The following is a 16,736-nucleotide window of genomic DNA, read 5'->3' on the forward strand; positions in this document are numbered from 1 at the left end:
GGTGGTTTCGGTGATCTTCGCCGTCAGCCACAGCATGAGGGCGTTGATCACCAGCAGGAACAGCCCCAGCGTGACGATCACCAGCGGGAGCGACAGCAATTTCACGATCGGCTTGATCAGCGCGTTGACCAGTCCGAAGACGATCGCGACGCAGACCACGACGAGAATCTTGCCGCCGGTGCCCGCATCGGGCGGATCCTTCAATTCGATACCGCCGACCCAGGCCGCCGCGAGCCAGATCGCGAGGGCGTTGATCGCCAAACGGAGCAGAAGTGCCATGCGGCAATGCTAACGGCGGAGGCCGTCAAGCCGCGCGATCGAGCATTTCCTGTACCGCGCTGCGCACTCGTTCCATCCCTTCGCTGCCGCCCAGCAGTTCCCGGGTGGCAGGGTTGGGCGCGCGCAGGATGCCGAGCAGGACGTGACCGGCCTCGATACGGTCGTCACCACGGGAGATCGCTTCTCGCAGTGACAGTTCCAAGGTCTTCTTGGCCTCGCGGGTGAAGGGGATGTGGCCGAAGCTCATTCCACCGCCGAACCGGAACCGCCCGCGGCCCTTGTCCGGAACCGGCACCGCTTCGTCGAAGGCCCCCTCGCCGAAGGTGGCCTGCACACTGTCTCGCACCGCGTCCAGATCGATGCCGATCGACTTCAGCGCGGCCGCGTCCTCCTCACCCAGCGGTTCCTCGGTCCGCGGCCGGCCGGGTAGTGCCCTCCGAATCGCCTCGGCGCTGATGCCGTTTTCCTCCAGTATTTTTCGCAGCGGCGCATCCGAACAGGTGGCGAGTCCCAGCAGCAGGTGCTCGACATCGATACTGGGCGAACGCAATTCACGCGCTTCCTCCTGCGCGTCCACGACGGCGGAGCGCGCCGCCTTGGCAAATCTCTCGAACATCAGTGGATTCCGCCTTTCCGGTTGTACTTCTGATGGACCGCCTGCCGACTGACCTCGAGCGCCTCGGCGATGGCTTGCCAGGACCAGCCCTGCTTACGGGCATTGGCCACCTGGATCGCCTCGAGCCGCTCGAGCAATCGCCGCAGCGCGAGCACCGCCCGCAGCCCGACCTGAGGGTCGGGACTGCCGGCGGCGGCCGCCAGCGTTGTCGCTTCACTCATGTACGTCAATTTACGTTGACATCGCGAGCGCGTCAATCAAAATTGACACCAGGCGTGTTCACCTGCGGCGAACGATGCGATAGCGATTCCGCGACTCAGGCGGTCCAGATACCCGTGGCGGTGAATTCGTCGAGAATCGCGTGCGACTCGGCCAGGTCCAGCCCCTGCCCCGCGACCCACTCGTCGTTGAAATACGTTCCGGCATAACGGTCTCCGCCGTCGCACAGCAGCGTCACCACACTGCCCTCGCGGCCCGCGGCGACCATCTCGGCGATGAGGGCGAACGCGCCCCACAGATTGGTTCCGGTGGATCCGCCCACTCGCCGGCCGAGCACCGCACTGGCATGGCGGCACGCGGCGATGGAGGCGGCATCGGGCACCTCGATCATCCGGTCGACCACATCGCCGATGAAGGAAGGCTCCACCCGCGGCCGGCCGATACCCTCGATCCGCGACGGCATACCGGTCTGATATCCCGGGTCCCCGACCTCGTACCCGCCGTAGAACGCCGAATCCTCGGGATCGACCACGGCCAGCCGGGTGGCGTGACGGCGATAGCGGATGTACCGGCCGATGGTCGCGCTCGTTCCGCCGGTGCCGGCGCCGACCACCACCCAGTCCGGAACCGGATGGGTCTCCAAAATCATTTGCTGATAGATGGATTCGGCGATGTTGTTGTTACCGCGCCAGTCGGTGGCCCGCTCGGCGTAGGTGAACTGGTCCATGTAGTGGCCGTCGCATTCGGCGGCCAGCCGCACCGCCTCGGTGTAGATGTCGGGCGCGCGGTCGACGAAGTGGCATCGGCCGCCCTGCGCCTCGATCAGCGCGATCTTCTCGGGCGAGGTCTTCGCCGGCACCACCGAGACGAAGTCCAGGCCGAGCAGTTTCGCGAAGTAGGCCTCGCTGATCGCGGTCGACCCCGAGGACGCCTCGACGATGGTCGTCCCCTCGCACACCCAGCCGTTGCAGATCGCGTAGAGGAACAGGGAACGCGCCAGCCGATGTTTCAAGCTGCCGGTCGGATGCGTGGACTCGTCCTTGAGATACAGCCGCACGCCCCATTCGGGTGGCAGCGGATACCGCAGCAGATGGGTGTCGGCGCTGCGCTGCGCATCGGCCTCGATCAGCCGCACCGCATTGTCGACCCACTCCCGCGAAGCACTGCGATCGCAGTACTTCACCGCAGCTCCCGCCCGCTCACTGCGCCTCCTGTGCCATGCGGGACACCCGCACCCGGTCGGCGCAGCGAGCCGCTGCGCGATTGTCGCTCACTGCGCCTCCTGTGCCATGCGGGACACCCGCACCCGGTCGGCGCAGCGAGCCGCTGCGCGATTGTCGCTCACTGCGCCTCCTGTGCCATGCGGGACACCCGCACCCGGTCGGCGCAGCGAGCCGCTGCGCGATTGTCGCTCACTGCGCCTCCTCGCCACGCAGGCGAGCTCGCAGGTTCGCTTTGTCGTTGCGGCGCTTCTCGTCGACCGCCGCGATGTCCTCGTTCACGCGCGCCCGCAGCCGCTTGAACAGGACCAGCGACAGCGGCATCGCCACGATCAGCGCGAACAGCAGCGCGACGATCAGCGGGATGTCGACGTTCACCACGTGCGCCACCACCAGGATGATCACGGCGATCACGGCGACGAGGGCCAGCCGGGCCAGGGTGTACAGCGCCAGGTTGCGCGCGAGCCGCCGACCCGCCGAGGCCGGGGCCCGATCGCTCGCGGCGTCGTCGGATCGGGATGCTTCACTCACACGACCAGGGTAGGCGACGCCGCCGCACCCGTTCCGACCTGCCCGGGTCCCGCCGGATTCGATCGCCGGATGTTCGCCGGCGCGACGTACTCAGCCGTACGTATATCCGTTTTGTCTATTACTTCCCCTTTACCAACGTTAGATCGTTCGAACACCTGGGGGTCCGGGTGCAACGATGTCGCTATCTGATGAGGGATCTGTCGATTACGGAAAGGTTTGCGAATGACTGCGATCACCGCGGCGAGCCGCACGTTGGGTTCCGTCAACGGCCAGGAGGCCCTCCTGACCCCGGGCCAGGTGGCGGCGCTGTTCCACGTCGATCCGAAAACGGTCACTCGGTGGGCACATGCCGGACGGCTGGGCTCGCTGCGCACCCCTGGCGGACATCGCCGCTTCCGTGAATCGGAGGTAATGCAGCTGCTGAAGTCGCTGACCACCGAGGCGACCCGCCCCTGAGTTCGAGGGCTCATTCTCGCGGTCAGAGTGCGACAGGTACGTCCACGGGATTACCCTCGATGTCAGGAGGTGAGCGACGTGGCGTACCTGTTGGCACTCATCGCGGTCGTGGCTGTCGCGGTGCTGTGCTGGAAAGCGTTCGGACCGGAGCATGCGCCCCGGATCGGCATCGGACGGGGGCCCGAGAAGCGACGTCGAGTCGTGGGCCCCGATGACGACCCCGAATTCCTGTGGCGGATCTCCCGCCAACATCGCGACGGCGACCCGGGCACGGATCACTGACGCGCATATCCTCACCCGTGAGATGGCTTGCAGGCGCGGCTGATCAGCCGATGGAGCCCGCGGCGGCCAGCGCAGCCGAGACCGAATCGGCGCACGCGGGCAGGAGCGGCAGGCGCACATGCGCGCTCGGTATCCGGCCCTGCGCGGCGAGCACCCCTTTGACCACGGTCGGGTTGGCCTCGGCGAACAGCGCCCGCGCCAGCTCGACCAACCGGTTGCCGATTTTTCGTGCCGCCTCGATCCGTCCGTCCCGCCAGGCCGCGATCAACTCCGCATAGGCCGCGGGCGCCACATTCGAGCAGGTCAGAATGGCTCCCTGCGCGCCCATCGCCAGCAGCGGCGCCGCGTACAGGTCGTCGCCGCACAGCACCGTCGTCCGGTCACCGACCGCCGCCAGCCACGCGACCGTCGTCTCGTCCACGACACCCACGGCATGTTTGAATCCCGCGACGTTCGGCAGTTCGGCCAGTTCGGTCAATGTTTCCGGATCGAGCGGCCGGCCCGTCCGATGCGGCACGTTGTAGATCAGCAGCGGCACCGCGCTCCGCTGCGCGAGCCGCCGGAAATGTTCCACCACGCCGCGCTGCGAGGGTTTCGTGTAGTACGGGACCACCGTGAGCGCCGCCGCGACTCGCTCGTCCAGCGCGGCCAGCGCGAGCTCGGAATCGGCCGTCGAATTGGAGCCGGTGCCCACGATCAGCGGCGCGTCACGCTCGGCGCAGACCTGGGCGCAGATGTCGACGACCCGGCGCTTCTCCTCCGCTGTCAGGGTGGCCGGCTCGCCGGTGGTGCCCAGGGCGACGATGCCGGAGGCACCCGCGTCGAGGACGTCGTGCGCGAGCCGGCCCAGAGCGTCGCAGGCCAGCTCGCCGTCCGCCGTGAACGGCGTGACGAGTGGAACGAAGAGACCGCTGAACGTCATGCCACCTACCCTCGTCTAGGCGTTGATTCAGGTCCAGTTCACAAATCTTCCGTCGAGATTAAGCTGAACTTATGCTCGATGTACGCCGCCTACGGCTGTTGCGGGAATTGGCCCATCGCCGAACGATTGCTGCGGTCGCCGAGGCCGTGTCCTACACCCCGTCGGCGGTATCCCAGCAGCTCACCGCGCTGGAACGCGAGGCAGGGGTCACGCTACTGGAACGCAGCGGCCGCCGCGTCACCCTCACCGCGGCGGCGCGCCGCCTGGTGGAGCACACGGAATCGGTCCTCGCGATCCTGGAGCAGGCGGAGGCCGAACTGGCCACCGCCGAACTCACCGGCGCCCTGCACATCGGCGCCTTCCCCACCGCCGTGCAGCGGATACTGCCGCATGCACTGGTCTCGCTCAGCCGTGCTCATCCGCGCTTGGAACTGCATGTGACGGAATTGGATCCGGCGGCCGTGCCCGCGGCACTGCGCGCCGGCGCGCTGGATATCGCACTCATCCAGGAGTACGACTACGTGCCCGCCGAACCGGAGGCCGGCCTGGAGACCGAACCGTTCCTGGAGGAGCCGGTCTACCTGGCCGCCCGCACCACCCAGCCGCTGGCCGCCTACCGCGAGGCGGCCTGGATCTCCGGAACACCCGGCACCCTCTGCCACACCATGACCGTAAGAGCATGCGAGGCAGCGGGTTTCGTTCCTCGTATCCGCCACCGCTCCGACGATTTCGGCACGGTGCTCGCCCTGGTCGCCGCCGGCCAGGGCGTCGCCTTCATTCCGCAGCTCGCGATACCCCTGCATCCCGAAACCGACACCACCCCGATCGAATTGACCCCGCTCCCCATCCGCCGCCGCACTCGGATCGCCTACCGCGCCGGCACCCGCACCCACCCCACCATCTCCGCCGCCCGCACCGCCCTGCACGCCACCACCGGAACCATCCCGCCGGTGGACGAACTCACCTGAACTGCTCGAAGGCTCCGGCCGGTCAGAGGCCCCGGCCGTCGACCACCGTTCGGAGTTCTTCGGGATCCCAGAAATCTCGGACGCCCGGGAGGTCGGACAGGTAGCGCAGTATGCGGTCCGGAGGCCAGCCGTGGGATTCGCCGAGACCGCCGGCCAGCATGCTGAGGTACCGTGCGGACGGCTTGGTCAGATCGACGGTCAGCGGGCTGTCCGGGGCGGTGAAGGTCAGGACCGGGATGCCGTCGACGTCGTCCACGTGCCAGAGCGTTTCGTAGTGGCCTTCGCCGAGTTGAAGCGAGCCGCGGCGAACCACCTCCTCGGGGTCGAAGACCGGCCCGTGTCCCGGTTGCCGGTGCATCTCTTGAGCCATCAGATCGCTGAACTGACCGACGGTCAGCAGGTAACCCCGCGCCGCCGCGCCGACCGGCCAGTCCGTCGGCGGACGGTGGGCATAGAACGCCACACCCCCGCTCCACACCGGGCTCTGCCCTGCGAAATAAACGCATCCGGGAAGTGACAGTGGGCAATTCCGCGCGGGCGGCGTGGGATCGCGGAAACCCCCGTAGAGACGCGGGGTGCCCGGTGGATTGCCGCCCGCCCGGTAGTAGGCGAACCGCTTCTCGAACAGATTCGATCCGTAAGCGGCGTACCACACGCGGACCGCGGTCATCGGAGCTCGGTTCCTTCCGGAATGGCCACATCCCGACCATACGGGAGGGCAGGGCGCGACCTTCGGCACCTGGGGGCCGCCGACCTCATTCCCGCAGGTCTTCGATGCGGCGGCGCAGGTGATCGAGTAATTTCTCCGGATCGTCGAACTCCGCGGGATCGATGGGCGTGCCGAAATGGATGTGCACCTGCTGGCGGCGGTCGAATGCGGGGCCGTCGCCTCGATTGCGGCGCATCGGCAGCACTCGGTCGGTGCCCGTGGTGCCCACCGGAACGATCGGAACTCCGGTCGCCAGAGCCAGTTTCGCCACGCCCGGCTTGTACGGCTCGGTGTCGCCCGATGCGACCAGCCGCCCTTCCGGATAGATGATCAACACCCCGCCGTACCGCAGAATCTGTTCCGCCTGTGCCATCGCCGACTGCCCGGACACACTGTCGCGCCGCACCACCGGAATATGACCCAGTCGCCGCACCAACCACCCGACCACCGGCCACGACCACAACTCGGCCATCGCGATGGCAATTGCCCTGCGCCGCAACGCACCCCACAGGAACACCGCGTCCAGCATCGAGATGTGGTTGCTCGCCACGATCACCGGACCCGCCTTCGGCACCAGTTCTCGCCCCACCACGGTGACGTGCACGAAGTTCGACCACGCCAGCGTGCGCAGAATCCGCCGCACGAACTGCGTGGTGAGCCATGCCCGCTTGCCCAACCCCTTGGGCCGACGCCCGGATCGTTCGCGCCGACGCCCTGATTGTTCGCTCATTTCAACCCCCCGATTCCCACCGAACGAACTCGATTCTCCCACGGGGCACCGACATGTTCGGGGCCCTGTTGTCCGACGAGGTTTGCACGATTGATTCGGGCTCGAGCCATCAGCACCTGCGCCACCTCACTATCGTGGACGAGTGAGTATCAGCACGAACGACGATCCGCGCGGTACGAGCGCGCGGGATCGGCGGCGGGCGGAGCTGCGCGAATATCTGCGCAGCCGCCGTGAACGGCTCACGCCCGCCGAGGTGGGACTGCCGGAGGCCGGGCGGCGGCGCACTCCCGGGTTGCGGCGTGAAGAGGTCGCCGTGCTGGCCGGGGTCGGCGTGTCCTGGTACACGTGGCTCGAGCAGGGGCGCGATATAAAGGTCTCGGGCGAGGTGCTCGATGCCGTGGCCCGCGCGCTGCTGCTCGACGAGGCCGAGCGCGCACATCTGTATCGCCTCTCCGGCCTCAATCCTCCGCAGCGCGAGGCCGCGCCGTCGGTCCCGGCCTCTCCACAGATGCAGGCGTTGCTGGACGCATGGGCTCCGCGCCCGGGATACATCCGGGACCGGCATTGGAATTTCACCGCCGTCAACGACGCCGCCCGCCGCGTGTTCGGTTACGGCGACACCGACCACAACTGCCTGGTGTCCTACTTCACCAATGCCCGCTACCGCGTCCTGCACCAGCAGTGGGCGGAGAATGCGCCGGGCGTGGCGGCCGGGTTCCGCGCCGACTCCGCCCGCTATCCCGACGATCCCGAATTCGACCGCATCGCAACCGATCTCGCGCAGGTCAGCCCGGAGTTCGCCGAGCTCTGGGCCCGGCACGACGCCGCCGAACACAGCGTCGCGGTAAAGGCCGTCGAACATCCCGACGTGGGCTTGCTGATCTTCGACGCCACATTGTTCCCGGTGCCCGACCACCCCGGCCACCACCTGATCCTGCACAATCCGCGCCCCGGCACCGACACCGCCGAACGCCTGGAACGGCTGTTGCAGCCTGGTGGTCTCACACCCAGGATGAGCTGACACTGCCTCCTCGCCTGCCGCGCGCCGAGGATCATCCTCATGAGCAATGCACAGATGCGGGCGATCACCATCCCCGAATTCGGTCCGGCGGAGGTACTGCGGCCCGCCACCGTCGACATCCCGGAACCCGGCCCGGGCCAGGTGTCCATCGACGTCGCCTACGCGGGAGCCAACTTCGCCGAGGTGTTGTACCGGCAGGGCGTGGTCGGTGTGCCGTTGCCGTTCGTGCCGGGTATCGAGGTCTCGGGCCGGATCCGTGCCGTCGGACCGGACGTGACGGGCCTGACGGTCGGGCAGCCGGTCGCGGCGCTGACCATCGTCGACAGTGGCGGTTACGCCGAGGTCGTGGTCACCTCCGCCGCCGTGGTCGCACCGCTCGACGGCCTCGACCTGAGCCTCGATATCGCGGCGGCGTTGCCGTCCAACAGCACCACCGCCTTTCTCGTTCTCGATCGCGTGGCGCGGATCGAACCCGGCGAGAGTGTGCTGGTCCATGCGGCGGCCGGCGGCGTCGGCAGCCAGCTCGGCCAGGCCGCACGATTGCTCGGTGCGGGCCGGGTGGTCGGCAGCGTCGGCAGCGCCGAGAAGATCGACGTAGCTCGGTCCTTCGGCTACGACGAGGTGATCCTGCGCGAGAACATCTCCGGCGCAGGTGAGTTCGACATCGTGGTCGATATGGTCGGCGGCCCGGCCCGTCGTGCGAGCCTGGACCGGCTTCGCCCGCTGGGCCGAATGATCGTGATGGGCAACGCTTCCGGCGCCGAAGACGTCGGAGTTTCCGCGAACGAGCTGTGGTTCACCAACAAAACCGTCTCCGGATTCAATCTCGCCGCCTTCGCCGCCGCCTACCCCGCCGACGCCGGAGCGGCGCTGCGCCGGGCCGTCGAGGCCGCCGCCCGCGGGGCGCTTCGCGTCCAGGTCGAGTCCCTGCCCTTCGACCAGGTTGTCGAGGCGCATCGACGCATCGAATCAGGTTCCAGCACAGGCAAAATAGTATTGGCGGCGGCGAGGGGATGACGCCGGGGCGACGTGCGGATTCCCGTCGGTGCGCGGGTCGCTGGTCGCGGTGGGTGGTGTGCGGGCCACGGTGCGCGGGTGGCGGGTCACGGGTCGCCGTTTGCGGTCGCGGCGCGCGGGTACTGCTGAGAAGCCGCACATCGGAATCTATTTCGGCCCGGAAGCTCGCGGCACAGGAGGAGTGATCATGAACTTGTTGCTGGCTGCCGCCCACACCGATCCGGAAGCGGCCGGATTCATCCTGCGCGGCGTCAAAGGAATCTTCGTCGCCATCGGCAGCATCATCGCCGCGTTCATTTGCGCCGCCATCGCCGCCGCCAAGGGCCGCAATCCGTTCGGCTGGGGGTTACTGGGACTGTTCTTCAGCATCCTGACCCTCATCGTGGTCGTCGTCATCCCGAGCAAGAAGTCCTGAAAGTTCCTCGCGCACAATTCGCCCCGGCAACCCGTTATCCGGGGCGAATTCTGCACGCGCTTCATGACGGTCTCCCGGTGTCGATGAATCCGCATGACGTCGGAGGTAATGGACTTGCGGCCTCCGCGCGGGCAGGGTCGACAGAGTGAACGATTCCGCTGCCACCCGCACCGTCGTCGAAGATCTGCTGACCCGCATGGCGGGCGGCGATCCGGAAACTATTGCCGCGCTGTACGCCCCGGCGAGCGACTGGAAACTGAACTGGCCGGAGGACGAGCACGGCCGCGCCGCCACCCCGTGGATCACACACCGCTCCACCCGCGCCGACGCGGCCGCGCATTTCCGCGAGATCGCTGAACACCATGTGCCCGAAGAGGCCGGCACGGTGGTCGAACGCATTCTCGTCGACGGCCCGGATGCGGTGGTCCTGGGCGAGATCCGCCAAACCGCACGCGCAACCGGGCGCCCCTACCGCGCCCGCTTCGCCCTTCACCTCACGGTGGAGGACGGCCTGATCACCCGCCACCACGTCTACGAGGACAGCCTTGCCGTCGCCTGGGCGTTCGCCCCGGACACCACGACCGTCGCCGCGCCGTGAAGTCTCGACTGCCGTGGGCCGAGACATGCGTTCGGGGCGGGCGAACCCTGAACTAATCGTGCAAACCTCGCCGATATTTCGAGTTTTCTGCATTTTTCGCGGCGGTTTGCACGAATAGTTCACCCACCACCGCACCCCGACGCACGCGAAGGCGAAGAACGGAGGGGTTTCGCTAGAGCCCCGCCCCGATCCACGCCGCGAATCCCAGCAACCCCTCGGATTGACGGCGCTGCGCCGCCGCGATGCCGTACACGGTCTCGCGAACCGAAGGATGCAGCCGCGTCTGCTGCGGTGCGGCGGCGCGGGCCTTGTTGAGCGCCGCCAGCGCTCGATCCGGTTTACCCGACATCAGCCACGCGCGCGCGTTGTCCTGCCAATGGTGGCCGACGCGCGGCGCGGCGACGTCGGACGGTATCCGCAGTTCCGCTCCCTCACGCGCCGCTCTGCCCGGATCACCAGCTTCCAACTCCACGGCACAGGCATGGATTTCGACGTTGCCCGGGCCGAAATCCGTTGTGTACAAATCGCTCTCATGGCTCATCGGCCGCGCGATGTCACGCGCGGCGGCGATGTGGTCCTGCGCGAGTTCCAGACGACGGCCGCGCGCGGCCACGATCGCTGCCCGCAGGTGTCCGTAGCCGCGCAAAACCCGTTCTCCCTCGGTGGCACCGGGGACCAACGCCATTCCTCGTTCCACCAAATTCATTGCCACATCGGTTGAATCGTGCGCCATGAGTAGCCGCGAGCGCTTCATCAAACTGCGAACAGCAAAGCCGGGGTCGTCGGCGCGCGACGCGACGGTATCGAGCCGATCGAGTACCAGAGCGGTCAACGACGAGTATCCGAGCCGGCAGCATGCCCCTTCCGCGGCGATGTAGGCCGCGCACAGCATGCCGTACACAGCGGCGCGCTCGGCATCGTCGGAAGCCGTCTCGGCGGCACCGTGCAGTCGTCGAATCAGGTTCGGCAGCAACGCAAGAGCGCGACGCGTCCGATCGTTGTGCAACGCAGCTTCGACGGAGTCGAGTTCCGCGCGCAACTCCGCGGCGGTCGTCGGCTCCAGTGCCTGCACATACGAACCTTCGGCAAGTACGGCGCGCAGCTCCGGAAGGCCTTCGAGGGGTCCGTCCTCTTCGAGCGTCTCGAGATAGGGCGTGCCCTGCAACCTGTCCGGGTCTATCCCCAACGCCCTGGATACCGCCGCAATGAACCCCGGTGAGGCAACCTCTCGCCCCTGCTCGACCGCCTTCACCATCGACAGCGAATAGTTCGCGCGCGCCGCCAACTGACGCTGCCCCAGTCCCGCGATCTTGCGCTCGGATGCGATCCGCCGCCCCACGTGTTCGCCCATGCTCCGAGAGTAGATCGATACCGCCGCGCTGTCCCCCTGTCCCTTCACTGGTCTTCGGCGCCCCTACCTGCGCCGAATCTGACATACACAGACAGGAGGGGTAGGGATGAGAACACGTCCGACAGCGCTGGCCTGGATCGACCCGGAGGTCAGCACCGCGCCGAACTGGGATGCGGCACAGGTGAAACGGCTCGCCCGGCACCTCGGTTACACGCTGCTCTGGCCGGTGCCGCATCGGACCATTCCGCTGCTCGACCAGATCCGCACGGCCGACGTGGATGCGATCGTCATGCCCACACCCGCCCATCTCGACGCCCGCACCCTCGACCTGATCATGCACCTCGCGGATGTCGAAACCGCGTGCCCTCGCCTGTCTTTCGCACGATGGCACGCCTCCGGAGCTCGCGCGTGAATCCATCCGAGCGCGCCGTCCTGCGCACACTCGCGCCGGGCGGCCTTCTCACCACCGCCCAACTGCAACGAGCCACGGCGCACACCACGCGAAGCATCCGCAACGCCCTGGCCCGCCTGCACGCGCGCGGCCTGGTCGTCCCGAGCCGAGACCGCTGCCGATGGCAACTGAGCCCGCGCGGTCGCGCCGTCGCGGCATCGATCCGGTGATCGGCCTGCTGATCGCCGCGGGAATTCCGACAACCGTATTGCTGTGGGCCGCATGCTGTCCGACCCGCACAGGCGAAACCTTGATCCGGCCGACGCGCCCGCACGCGGCAGACGATCTCCACGGCACCGGATCCTCATCGACGGTGACATCAGCGAAGATTCCGCGACGCAGTGACCGCCGACGTCCACCGTCGGAGGTCGGCGCAGCACAAGAAGAGGCAGTGCCCCACCCGCTGGGCGGCTCAGACCCACAGAAGTGGGGCACCGGTTCTTCCCCTGACAACGGAGGCCGACGTATCCGCTCCCCATGGAGGGCAACCTCCGCGCACACACCGTAACCGGTATGAGGCCTCCGGTTAGGTCGCATTAATGCGATTGCAATGAATCGTTACCTGCCCGTCGAAGCCGAGCCGCGACCCCGCAGGTACGAGGAACACAGCGTCTACGCAGCTTGACATGACCTTGCAGGACCTGCATCCGCCGTGTCGGTACCTGACACCAAGGTCGCAAGATTGCGCGATACGGTTGGGAAACCCTTGCACGCCGCGGTGACGTCGGCATCTCGGCGGAACCGGTACGAGTCCTTCGGTCACGGCGGCACCGACGTTCGGCCCTACCGGCGCGACGGATGCGGTGCATACGGTCGAGGCACGAGCGGCGCCGGAAGTCGCATCCGCGGCGAACACGGCGCCGATTCTCCAGCGAAGGCACGCCGATGACGGACACGCGCGAATCTCACCTCAGCCAGTCCGACCTGTTCTCGTGGAGCATGGAGCGCGACGCGGTCCTGCGCTCGACGATCGTCTCGGTCGTGATGCTCGACGCCGAGCCCGACTGGGAACGACTGGTGCAGGCCGTCGATCGCGGCACCCGGGTGGCGCCCCGCTTCCGGGATCGGCTGGTCGCCCTGCCGGCCGGTCTCGCTCCGCCGCGCTGGGAAGCCGATCCCGGCTTCGACCTGTCCTGGCATATGCGCCGGGTCGCACTGCCGGCCGCGCTCGACCGGACGGCGGTGTTCGAGTTCGCCCGTGTCGAGGCCATGACGGCCTTCGACCCGGTCCGCCCGTTGTGGCAGGTGACCGTGCTCGGCGATGTGGCCGGCGGCGGTAGCGCGCTGGTGCTCAAGGTGCACCACTGCCTGACCGACGGCTTGGGCGGCATCCAATTGGCCAACGAGATCGTCGATTTCACCCGCTCCGGCGGCGAACCTCGGCCGGACCCGGAGCCCGCCCCGGAAAGCCGCGGTGGAGTGGCCGACATCGTCGGATGGAACTGGGCGGTGGGATCGGAGTTGCTGCGCGGCGGCCTCGCGCACGTGCTGCCGTTGGCCCGCCACGCCCTGACCCACCCGGTGGGTACCGTGCGCGACGGGATGGAACTGGCCGTCTCGATCGGCAAGCTGGCGCGACCGGTGGTCGGCACCCTCTCTCCCGTGATGACGAAACGTGGTCTGGCGCGCCACCTTTCGACCCTCGACGTCCCGCTCGAACCACTGCGCCGCGCCGCGCACACGGTCGGCTGCACCCTCAACGACGCTTTCCTGGCCGGGGTGGTCATCGGTCTGCACCGCTATCACGAACTGCACGAAACGGAGGTCGAGCGGCTGCGGGTCACGATGCCGGTCAGCGTGCGCAAGGACACCGACCCGATCGGCGGAAATCGCATCACTCTGGTGAGATTCGCGCTGCCGGCCGGCATCACCGACCCGGCCGCGCTGATGCCCGTGCTGGACGCCATGGTCGTCGGCTGGCGGCACGAACCGGCGATCCCCTATTCGGCCGCCGTCGCCGCCACGCTGAACCGGCTACCGGTCGCGATCGTCACGGCGATGCTCAAGCACGTGGACTTCGTCGCCTCGGACGTGCCCGGCTCCCCCGTACCCATCTACATCGCCGGCGCCGCCGTCGAGCGCATGTACGCCTTCGGCCCCACTATCGGCACGGCGTTCAACGTCACCCTCATCTCACACACCGACACCTGCTGTGTGGGCATCAACGCCGATACCGCCGCCGTGCCGGACGTGGAAGTCTTCACCGACTGTCTCGCCGAAGGTTTCCACACCGTCCTCGAACTGGGTGGAGGCTAGTTCAGCCCCGCGTAGCTGTGCAACCCGCTCACCACGATGTTGATGATGAAAAGGTTGAACAGCATGGCGACGAAACCGGCCACGTTGATCCAGGCGGCCTTGGTTTCGCGCCAGCCGGAGGTCGCGCGGGCGTGCAGGTAGGCGGCGTAGATGACCCAGGCGATGAAGGAGACGGTTTCCTTGGGGTCCCAGCCCCAGAAGCGGCCCCACGCGCTTTCGGCCCAGATGGCGCCGAGGATGATGCCGGTGCCGAAGAGAGGGAAGGCCACGACCGTCGTGCGGTAGGCGAGGCGGTCGAGGGTGCGGGCGTCGGGCAGGCGGCGGGCGAGGGCGCCGAGCGGGTTGCTCGATTCCTGCCCCTCGGGCTGGTTCATGCGCAGCAGGAACAGCAGGCTCGCCACACCGGAGAGCATGAAGATGCCGCTGCCGATGCTGACGATGGTGACGTGGATCGGCAGCCAGTACGACTTCAGCGCCGGAACCACGGGCGCGGCGTCGGCGTAGAGTACCTGGCCGGCCAGGAACATCAGGATCAGCACCGGGACCAGCAGGAAGACCCACATCGCGCGGTACCGGCGGTCGTGGATGAAGACCAGGCCGGTAACCATCGCGGCCGCGGTCGCCATGGTGATGAACTCGTACATGTTGCCGAGCGGGAAGCGGTGGGTCGCGAATCCGCGCAACACGATCGAGGCCAGATGCAGGCCGATCGCGACGAAGAGGACCGCGAACGCCATATTGCCGAGTTGCTCCGCCAGCGAACGCTTCGGCGCGGGCTCCAGCTTGCCGGGGACGAGCGGCCGGTCGGCGCTCACGCCACCGGAGGCGCCCACGCCGACCAGTTCGCGCTCACGCTCCTGCGCGCTGGTCACCTTCTTCTTCGCGGAGGCGTACTGCACGATCAGCATCGCCAGCACCAGCAGGTAGACGACGAACGCCGTCTTGAAGGCGAGATTGCTGTAACCGGCGAGTGTTTCGTCGATCGGCATGTTCACTCTCCCGTGCTCTCGGTCCGGGCGACCGGGCGCTGATCCGTGGGGCTGCCGGTGTCGGTGCGGTCGGAACCGAGCAGCCGTGTCAGCAAGCGGTCGAACTCGCCGCCCCAGCCCGCCTGGTCGGTGCGGGCCAGCCCACCCATTTCTACTACAGTACGTCGTTCACCGGAACGGTCGTCGTCCGGGCCTTCCGGATAGGCGCGCAACCAGATCCGCCGCCGCTTGACCACCAGCGAGACCAGCAGACCTGCCATCATCGTCAACGCGCACACCAGCACCCAGCTCTGCGCCGGATCGTGGGAGACCTGCAGATTCGCGTACTGCTGCGCGCCGTCGAAGGTGACCTTGGTGCCGTCGGCCAGCGTGGCCGATTCACCGGGCCGCAGATTGACGCGCTGCTGCTTCGTCAGCCGGCCCTGTTTGACCATCTCCGGATCGAGCGAGAACAACGACTGCGCGCGTCCGGTGTCGAGTCCGGTCTCGCCGCGGTAGATGTCGATCGCCACCGCCGGATCGGTCAGGCCCGGATACGAGGAGGTCAGCAGGCTGCCGTGCATCAGCGCGGTGGGGGCGAACAGGCCCTCGATCGCGATCTGGTTCTTGCGCCGCTCGTCCTCGCTGCCGTACATGCCGCCCGGCGGGTCGAATCGCATCACACCGCTGGACAGGAAGGTGGCGCCGTCGTCGGGCCGCCACTGGATGGTCTCGGTGCGCTTCTGCCCGTTCGGATAGGTGACGGTGAAGGTGGGCGCGTAGCCGTGTCCCTGCAGGTAGACACGGTCGCCGGCGACGCGCAGCGGATGGTTGACCTGGATGGTGGTGTCACGCCAGGTGTCGGTCGCCAGATCCTCGCCGGTCTGATACGAGATGTCGGCGGTGAACATCTCGGCCTGCCCGTTGGGCAGGTAGTCGGCCTTGAAATCCTTGACGCGCACGCAGACCGGCGTCAGTCCGGTGCCGTCGTTGACCCGTCCGGCCTTGAAGGAATCGAAGACCGCCGGCGAGGTGGTGCAGAATCCGGGACCGCCGTCGGCGACGACGATCACGTTGCCCTCATAGCCGAACAGCTTGCCCGCCGCGATCGCGACCAGCAGGCCGACCAGGGCCAAGTGGAAGACCAGATTGCCCAGCTCGCGCAGATACCCCTTCTCCGCGGAGAGCGTCACCTCACCGAGACGGCCGTTGCGCACGCCGGATTCGTCCCGCACCACCGTGCGCCAGCCGCGCAGTCCGCGTCGCGCCTGCTCGATCGCCTCGGCGGGGGTGTCATCGGTGGTGGTCGCGGCGTGATGCGGCAGCCGGGACAGGTTGCGCGGCACCATGACCGGCGGTGTGCGCAGCGCCTTGTAGTGGTCGAAGACGCGCGGCACGATGCAGCCGACCAGCGAGACGAACAGCAGGGCGTAGATCGCGGTGAACCAGAAGCTGGAGAACACGTCGAACAGCTGCAGCCGGTCCATCCACGGACCGAGGGTGCCGCGATCGGCGATGTACTTGTCGACCTTCTGCGGGTTGAGACTGCGCTGCGGCAGCAACGCCCCCGGAATCGCCGCCAGCGCCAGCAGGAACAGCAGCATCAGCGCGGTGCGCATACTGGTCAATCCGCGCCAGGCGTTGCGCAGCAGTGCGAACGCGCGGCGCGGCAGCGACTGGCGCGGCGGCTTCGCGGCGGTGGACGGGGGCGTCATCGTGGCAGTCAT

General features: G+C 67.7%; 21 protein-coding genes. 10 read left to right on the top strand and 11 right to left on the bottom strand.

Annotated features, from left to right (window positions below):
• From RJ03_RS24235 to RJ03_RS24255, 5 genes are all read right to left on the bottom strand, one after another.
• A partial coding sequence (locus RJ03_RS24235) for a phage holin family protein (RefSeq protein WP_036506049.1) occupies positions 1 to 279 on the bottom strand: 279 nt, incomplete at its 3' end.
• Between the two features lie 25 nt (positions 280 to 304).
• Positions 305 to 895 (bottom strand): Clp protease N-terminal domain-containing protein, encoded by a 591-nt coding sequence (locus RJ03_RS24240; protein ID WP_036505953.1) that lies wholly within the window; start codon positions 893 to 895, stop codon positions 305 to 307.
• Positions 895 to 1,116, bottom strand: coding sequence for a helix-turn-helix domain-containing protein (locus tag RJ03_RS24245; protein WP_036505955.1), 222 nt, complete (start codon positions 1,114 to 1,116; stop codon positions 895 to 897). The genes RJ03_RS24240 and RJ03_RS24245 overlap by 1 nt, the downstream gene beginning before the upstream one ends.
• A 95-nt stretch (positions 1,117 to 1,211) precedes the next feature.
• Positions 1,212 to 2,297, bottom strand: a complete 1,086-nt coding sequence (gene cds1, locus RJ03_RS24250) for an L-cysteine desulfhydrase Cds1 (protein ID WP_036505956.1) — start codon at positions 2,295 to 2,297, stop codon at positions 1,212 to 1,214.
• A 229-nt stretch (positions 2,298 to 2,526) separates the two neighbouring features.
• The gene (locus tag RJ03_RS24255; protein ID WP_036505958.1) at positions 2,527 to 2,865 is read right to left on the bottom strand and encodes a DUF4229 domain-containing protein; all 339 of its coding nucleotides are present in this window, start codon (positions 2,863 to 2,865) and stop codon (positions 2,527 to 2,529) included.
• 222 nt (positions 2,866 to 3,087) lie between these two features.
• Here RJ03_RS24255 and RJ03_RS24260 point away from each other — a divergent pair, with 222 nt between their 5' ends.
• Entirely contained in the window at positions 3,088 to 3,321 is a 234-nt protein-coding gene (locus RJ03_RS24260) for a BldC family transcriptional regulator (protein WP_051025198.1), read from the top strand.
• A gap of 78 nt (positions 3,322 to 3,399) precedes the next feature.
• A complete protein-coding gene (locus RJ03_RS24265; RefSeq protein WP_036506051.1) occupies positions 3,400 to 3,603 on the top strand; it encodes a hypothetical protein in 204 nt (67 codons plus the stop codon).
• A gap of 43 nt (positions 3,604 to 3,646) precedes the next feature.
• Here RJ03_RS24265 and dapA read toward each other — a convergent pair whose 3' ends face one another.
• Positions 3,647 to 4,525 carry a 4-hydroxy-tetrahydrodipicolinate synthase gene (dapA, locus tag RJ03_RS24270; protein ID WP_036505960.1) on the bottom strand — a complete coding sequence of 293 codons (879 nt, stop codon included), beginning with the start codon at positions 4,523 to 4,525 and terminating at the stop codon, positions 3,647 to 3,649.
• Between the two features lie 71 nt (positions 4,526 to 4,596).
• On the opposite strand from dapA, the gene RJ03_RS24275 reads away from it, so the two are divergent.
• On the top strand, positions 4,597 to 5,493 hold the full coding sequence (locus tag RJ03_RS24275; protein ID WP_036505962.1) for a LysR family transcriptional regulator: 897 nt from the start codon (positions 4,597 to 4,599) through the stop codon (positions 5,491 to 5,493).
• 22 nt (positions 5,494 to 5,515) lie between these two features.
• Here RJ03_RS24275 and RJ03_RS24280 read toward each other — a convergent pair whose 3' ends face one another.
• Both RJ03_RS24280 and RJ03_RS24285 read right to left on the bottom strand, forming a co-directional pair.
• A complete protein-coding gene (locus RJ03_RS24280; RefSeq protein ID WP_036505964.1) occupies positions 5,516 to 6,163 on the bottom strand; it encodes a hypothetical protein in 648 nt (215 codons plus the stop codon).
• 85 nt (positions 6,164 to 6,248) lie between these two features.
• Positions 6,249 to 6,932: a lysophospholipid acyltransferase family protein gene (locus RJ03_RS24285; protein ID WP_036505965.1), complete on the bottom strand. Its 684-nt coding sequence runs from the start codon at positions 6,930 to 6,932 to the stop codon at positions 6,249 to 6,251.
• Positions 6,933 to 7,074: 142 nt separating this feature from the next.
• Between RJ03_RS24285 and RJ03_RS24290 the strand changes: the two genes are divergently transcribed.
• The 4 genes from RJ03_RS24290 to RJ03_RS24305 all read left to right on the top strand — a co-directional run bounded on the left by RJ03_RS24290 (position 7,075) and on the right by RJ03_RS24305 (position 9,983).
• Entirely contained in the window at positions 7,075 to 7,953 is an 879-nt protein-coding gene (locus RJ03_RS24290; RefSeq protein ID WP_232329508.1) for a helix-turn-helix transcriptional regulator, read from the top strand.
• A 39-nt stretch (positions 7,954 to 7,992) separates the two neighbouring features.
• Positions 7,993 to 8,970 (top strand): quinone oxidoreductase family protein, encoded by a 978-nt coding sequence (locus RJ03_RS24295; RefSeq protein WP_036505967.1) that lies wholly within the window; start codon positions 7,993 to 7,995, stop codon positions 8,968 to 8,970.
• Between the two features lie 187 nt (positions 8,971 to 9,157).
• The gene (locus RJ03_RS24300) at positions 9,158 to 9,385 is read left to right on the top strand and encodes a deoxyribodipyrimidine photolyase (RefSeq protein ID WP_227463165.1); all 228 of its coding nucleotides are present in this window, start codon (positions 9,158 to 9,160) and stop codon (positions 9,383 to 9,385) included.
• A gap of 145 nt (positions 9,386 to 9,530) precedes the next feature.
• Positions 9,531 to 9,983 (top strand): nuclear transport factor 2 family protein, encoded by a 453-nt coding sequence (locus RJ03_RS24305; protein ID WP_036505969.1) that lies wholly within the window; start codon positions 9,531 to 9,533, stop codon positions 9,981 to 9,983.
• 172 nt (positions 9,984 to 10,155) lie between these two features.
• Here the strand turns inward: RJ03_RS24305 and RJ03_RS24310 are convergent, their stop codons facing one another.
• Entirely contained in the window at positions 10,156 to 11,322 is a 1,167-nt protein-coding gene (locus RJ03_RS24310) for a helix-turn-helix domain-containing protein (RefSeq protein WP_245552373.1), read from the bottom strand.
• Positions 11,323 to 11,440: 118 nt separating this feature from the next.
• On the opposite strand from RJ03_RS24310, the gene RJ03_RS24315 reads away from it, so the two are divergent.
• From RJ03_RS24315 to RJ03_RS24325, 3 genes are all read left to right on the top strand, one after another.
• Complete coding sequence (locus RJ03_RS24315; protein ID WP_036505972.1) at positions 11,441 to 11,746, top strand: hypothetical protein; 306 nt, start codon at positions 11,441 to 11,443, stop codon at positions 11,744 to 11,746.
• Entirely contained in the window at positions 11,743 to 11,955 is a 213-nt protein-coding gene (locus RJ03_RS24320; RefSeq protein WP_036505974.1) for a MarR family transcriptional regulator, read from the top strand. The genes RJ03_RS24315 and RJ03_RS24320 overlap by 4 nt, the downstream gene beginning before the upstream one ends.
• 715 nt (positions 11,956 to 12,670) lie before the next feature.
• The gene (locus tag RJ03_RS24325) at positions 12,671 to 14,041 is read left to right on the top strand and encodes a wax ester/triacylglycerol synthase domain-containing protein (protein WP_036505976.1); all 1,371 of its coding nucleotides are present in this window, start codon (positions 12,671 to 12,673) and stop codon (positions 14,039 to 14,041) included.
• Here the strand turns inward: RJ03_RS24325 and ccsB are convergent.
• Positions 14,038 to 15,030, bottom strand: coding sequence for a c-type cytochrome biogenesis protein CcsB (gene ccsB / locus RJ03_RS24330; RefSeq protein ID WP_036505978.1), 993 nt, complete (start codon positions 15,028 to 15,030; stop codon positions 14,038 to 14,040). The genes RJ03_RS24325 and ccsB overlap by 4 nt on opposite strands.
• Positions 15,031 to 15,032: 2 nt before the next feature.
• The gene (gene resB / locus RJ03_RS24335) at positions 15,033 to 16,736 is read right to left on the bottom strand and encodes a cytochrome c biogenesis protein ResB (RefSeq protein ID WP_051025199.1); all 1,704 of its coding nucleotides are present in this window, start codon (positions 16,734 to 16,736) and stop codon (positions 15,033 to 15,035) included.

The organism is Nocardia aobensis NBRC 100429 (assembly GCF_000308375.1).
In the GTDB taxonomy this organism is placed as follows: Bacteria; Actinomycetota; Actinomycetes; order Mycobacteriales; family Mycobacteriaceae; genus Nocardia; species Nocardia aobensis.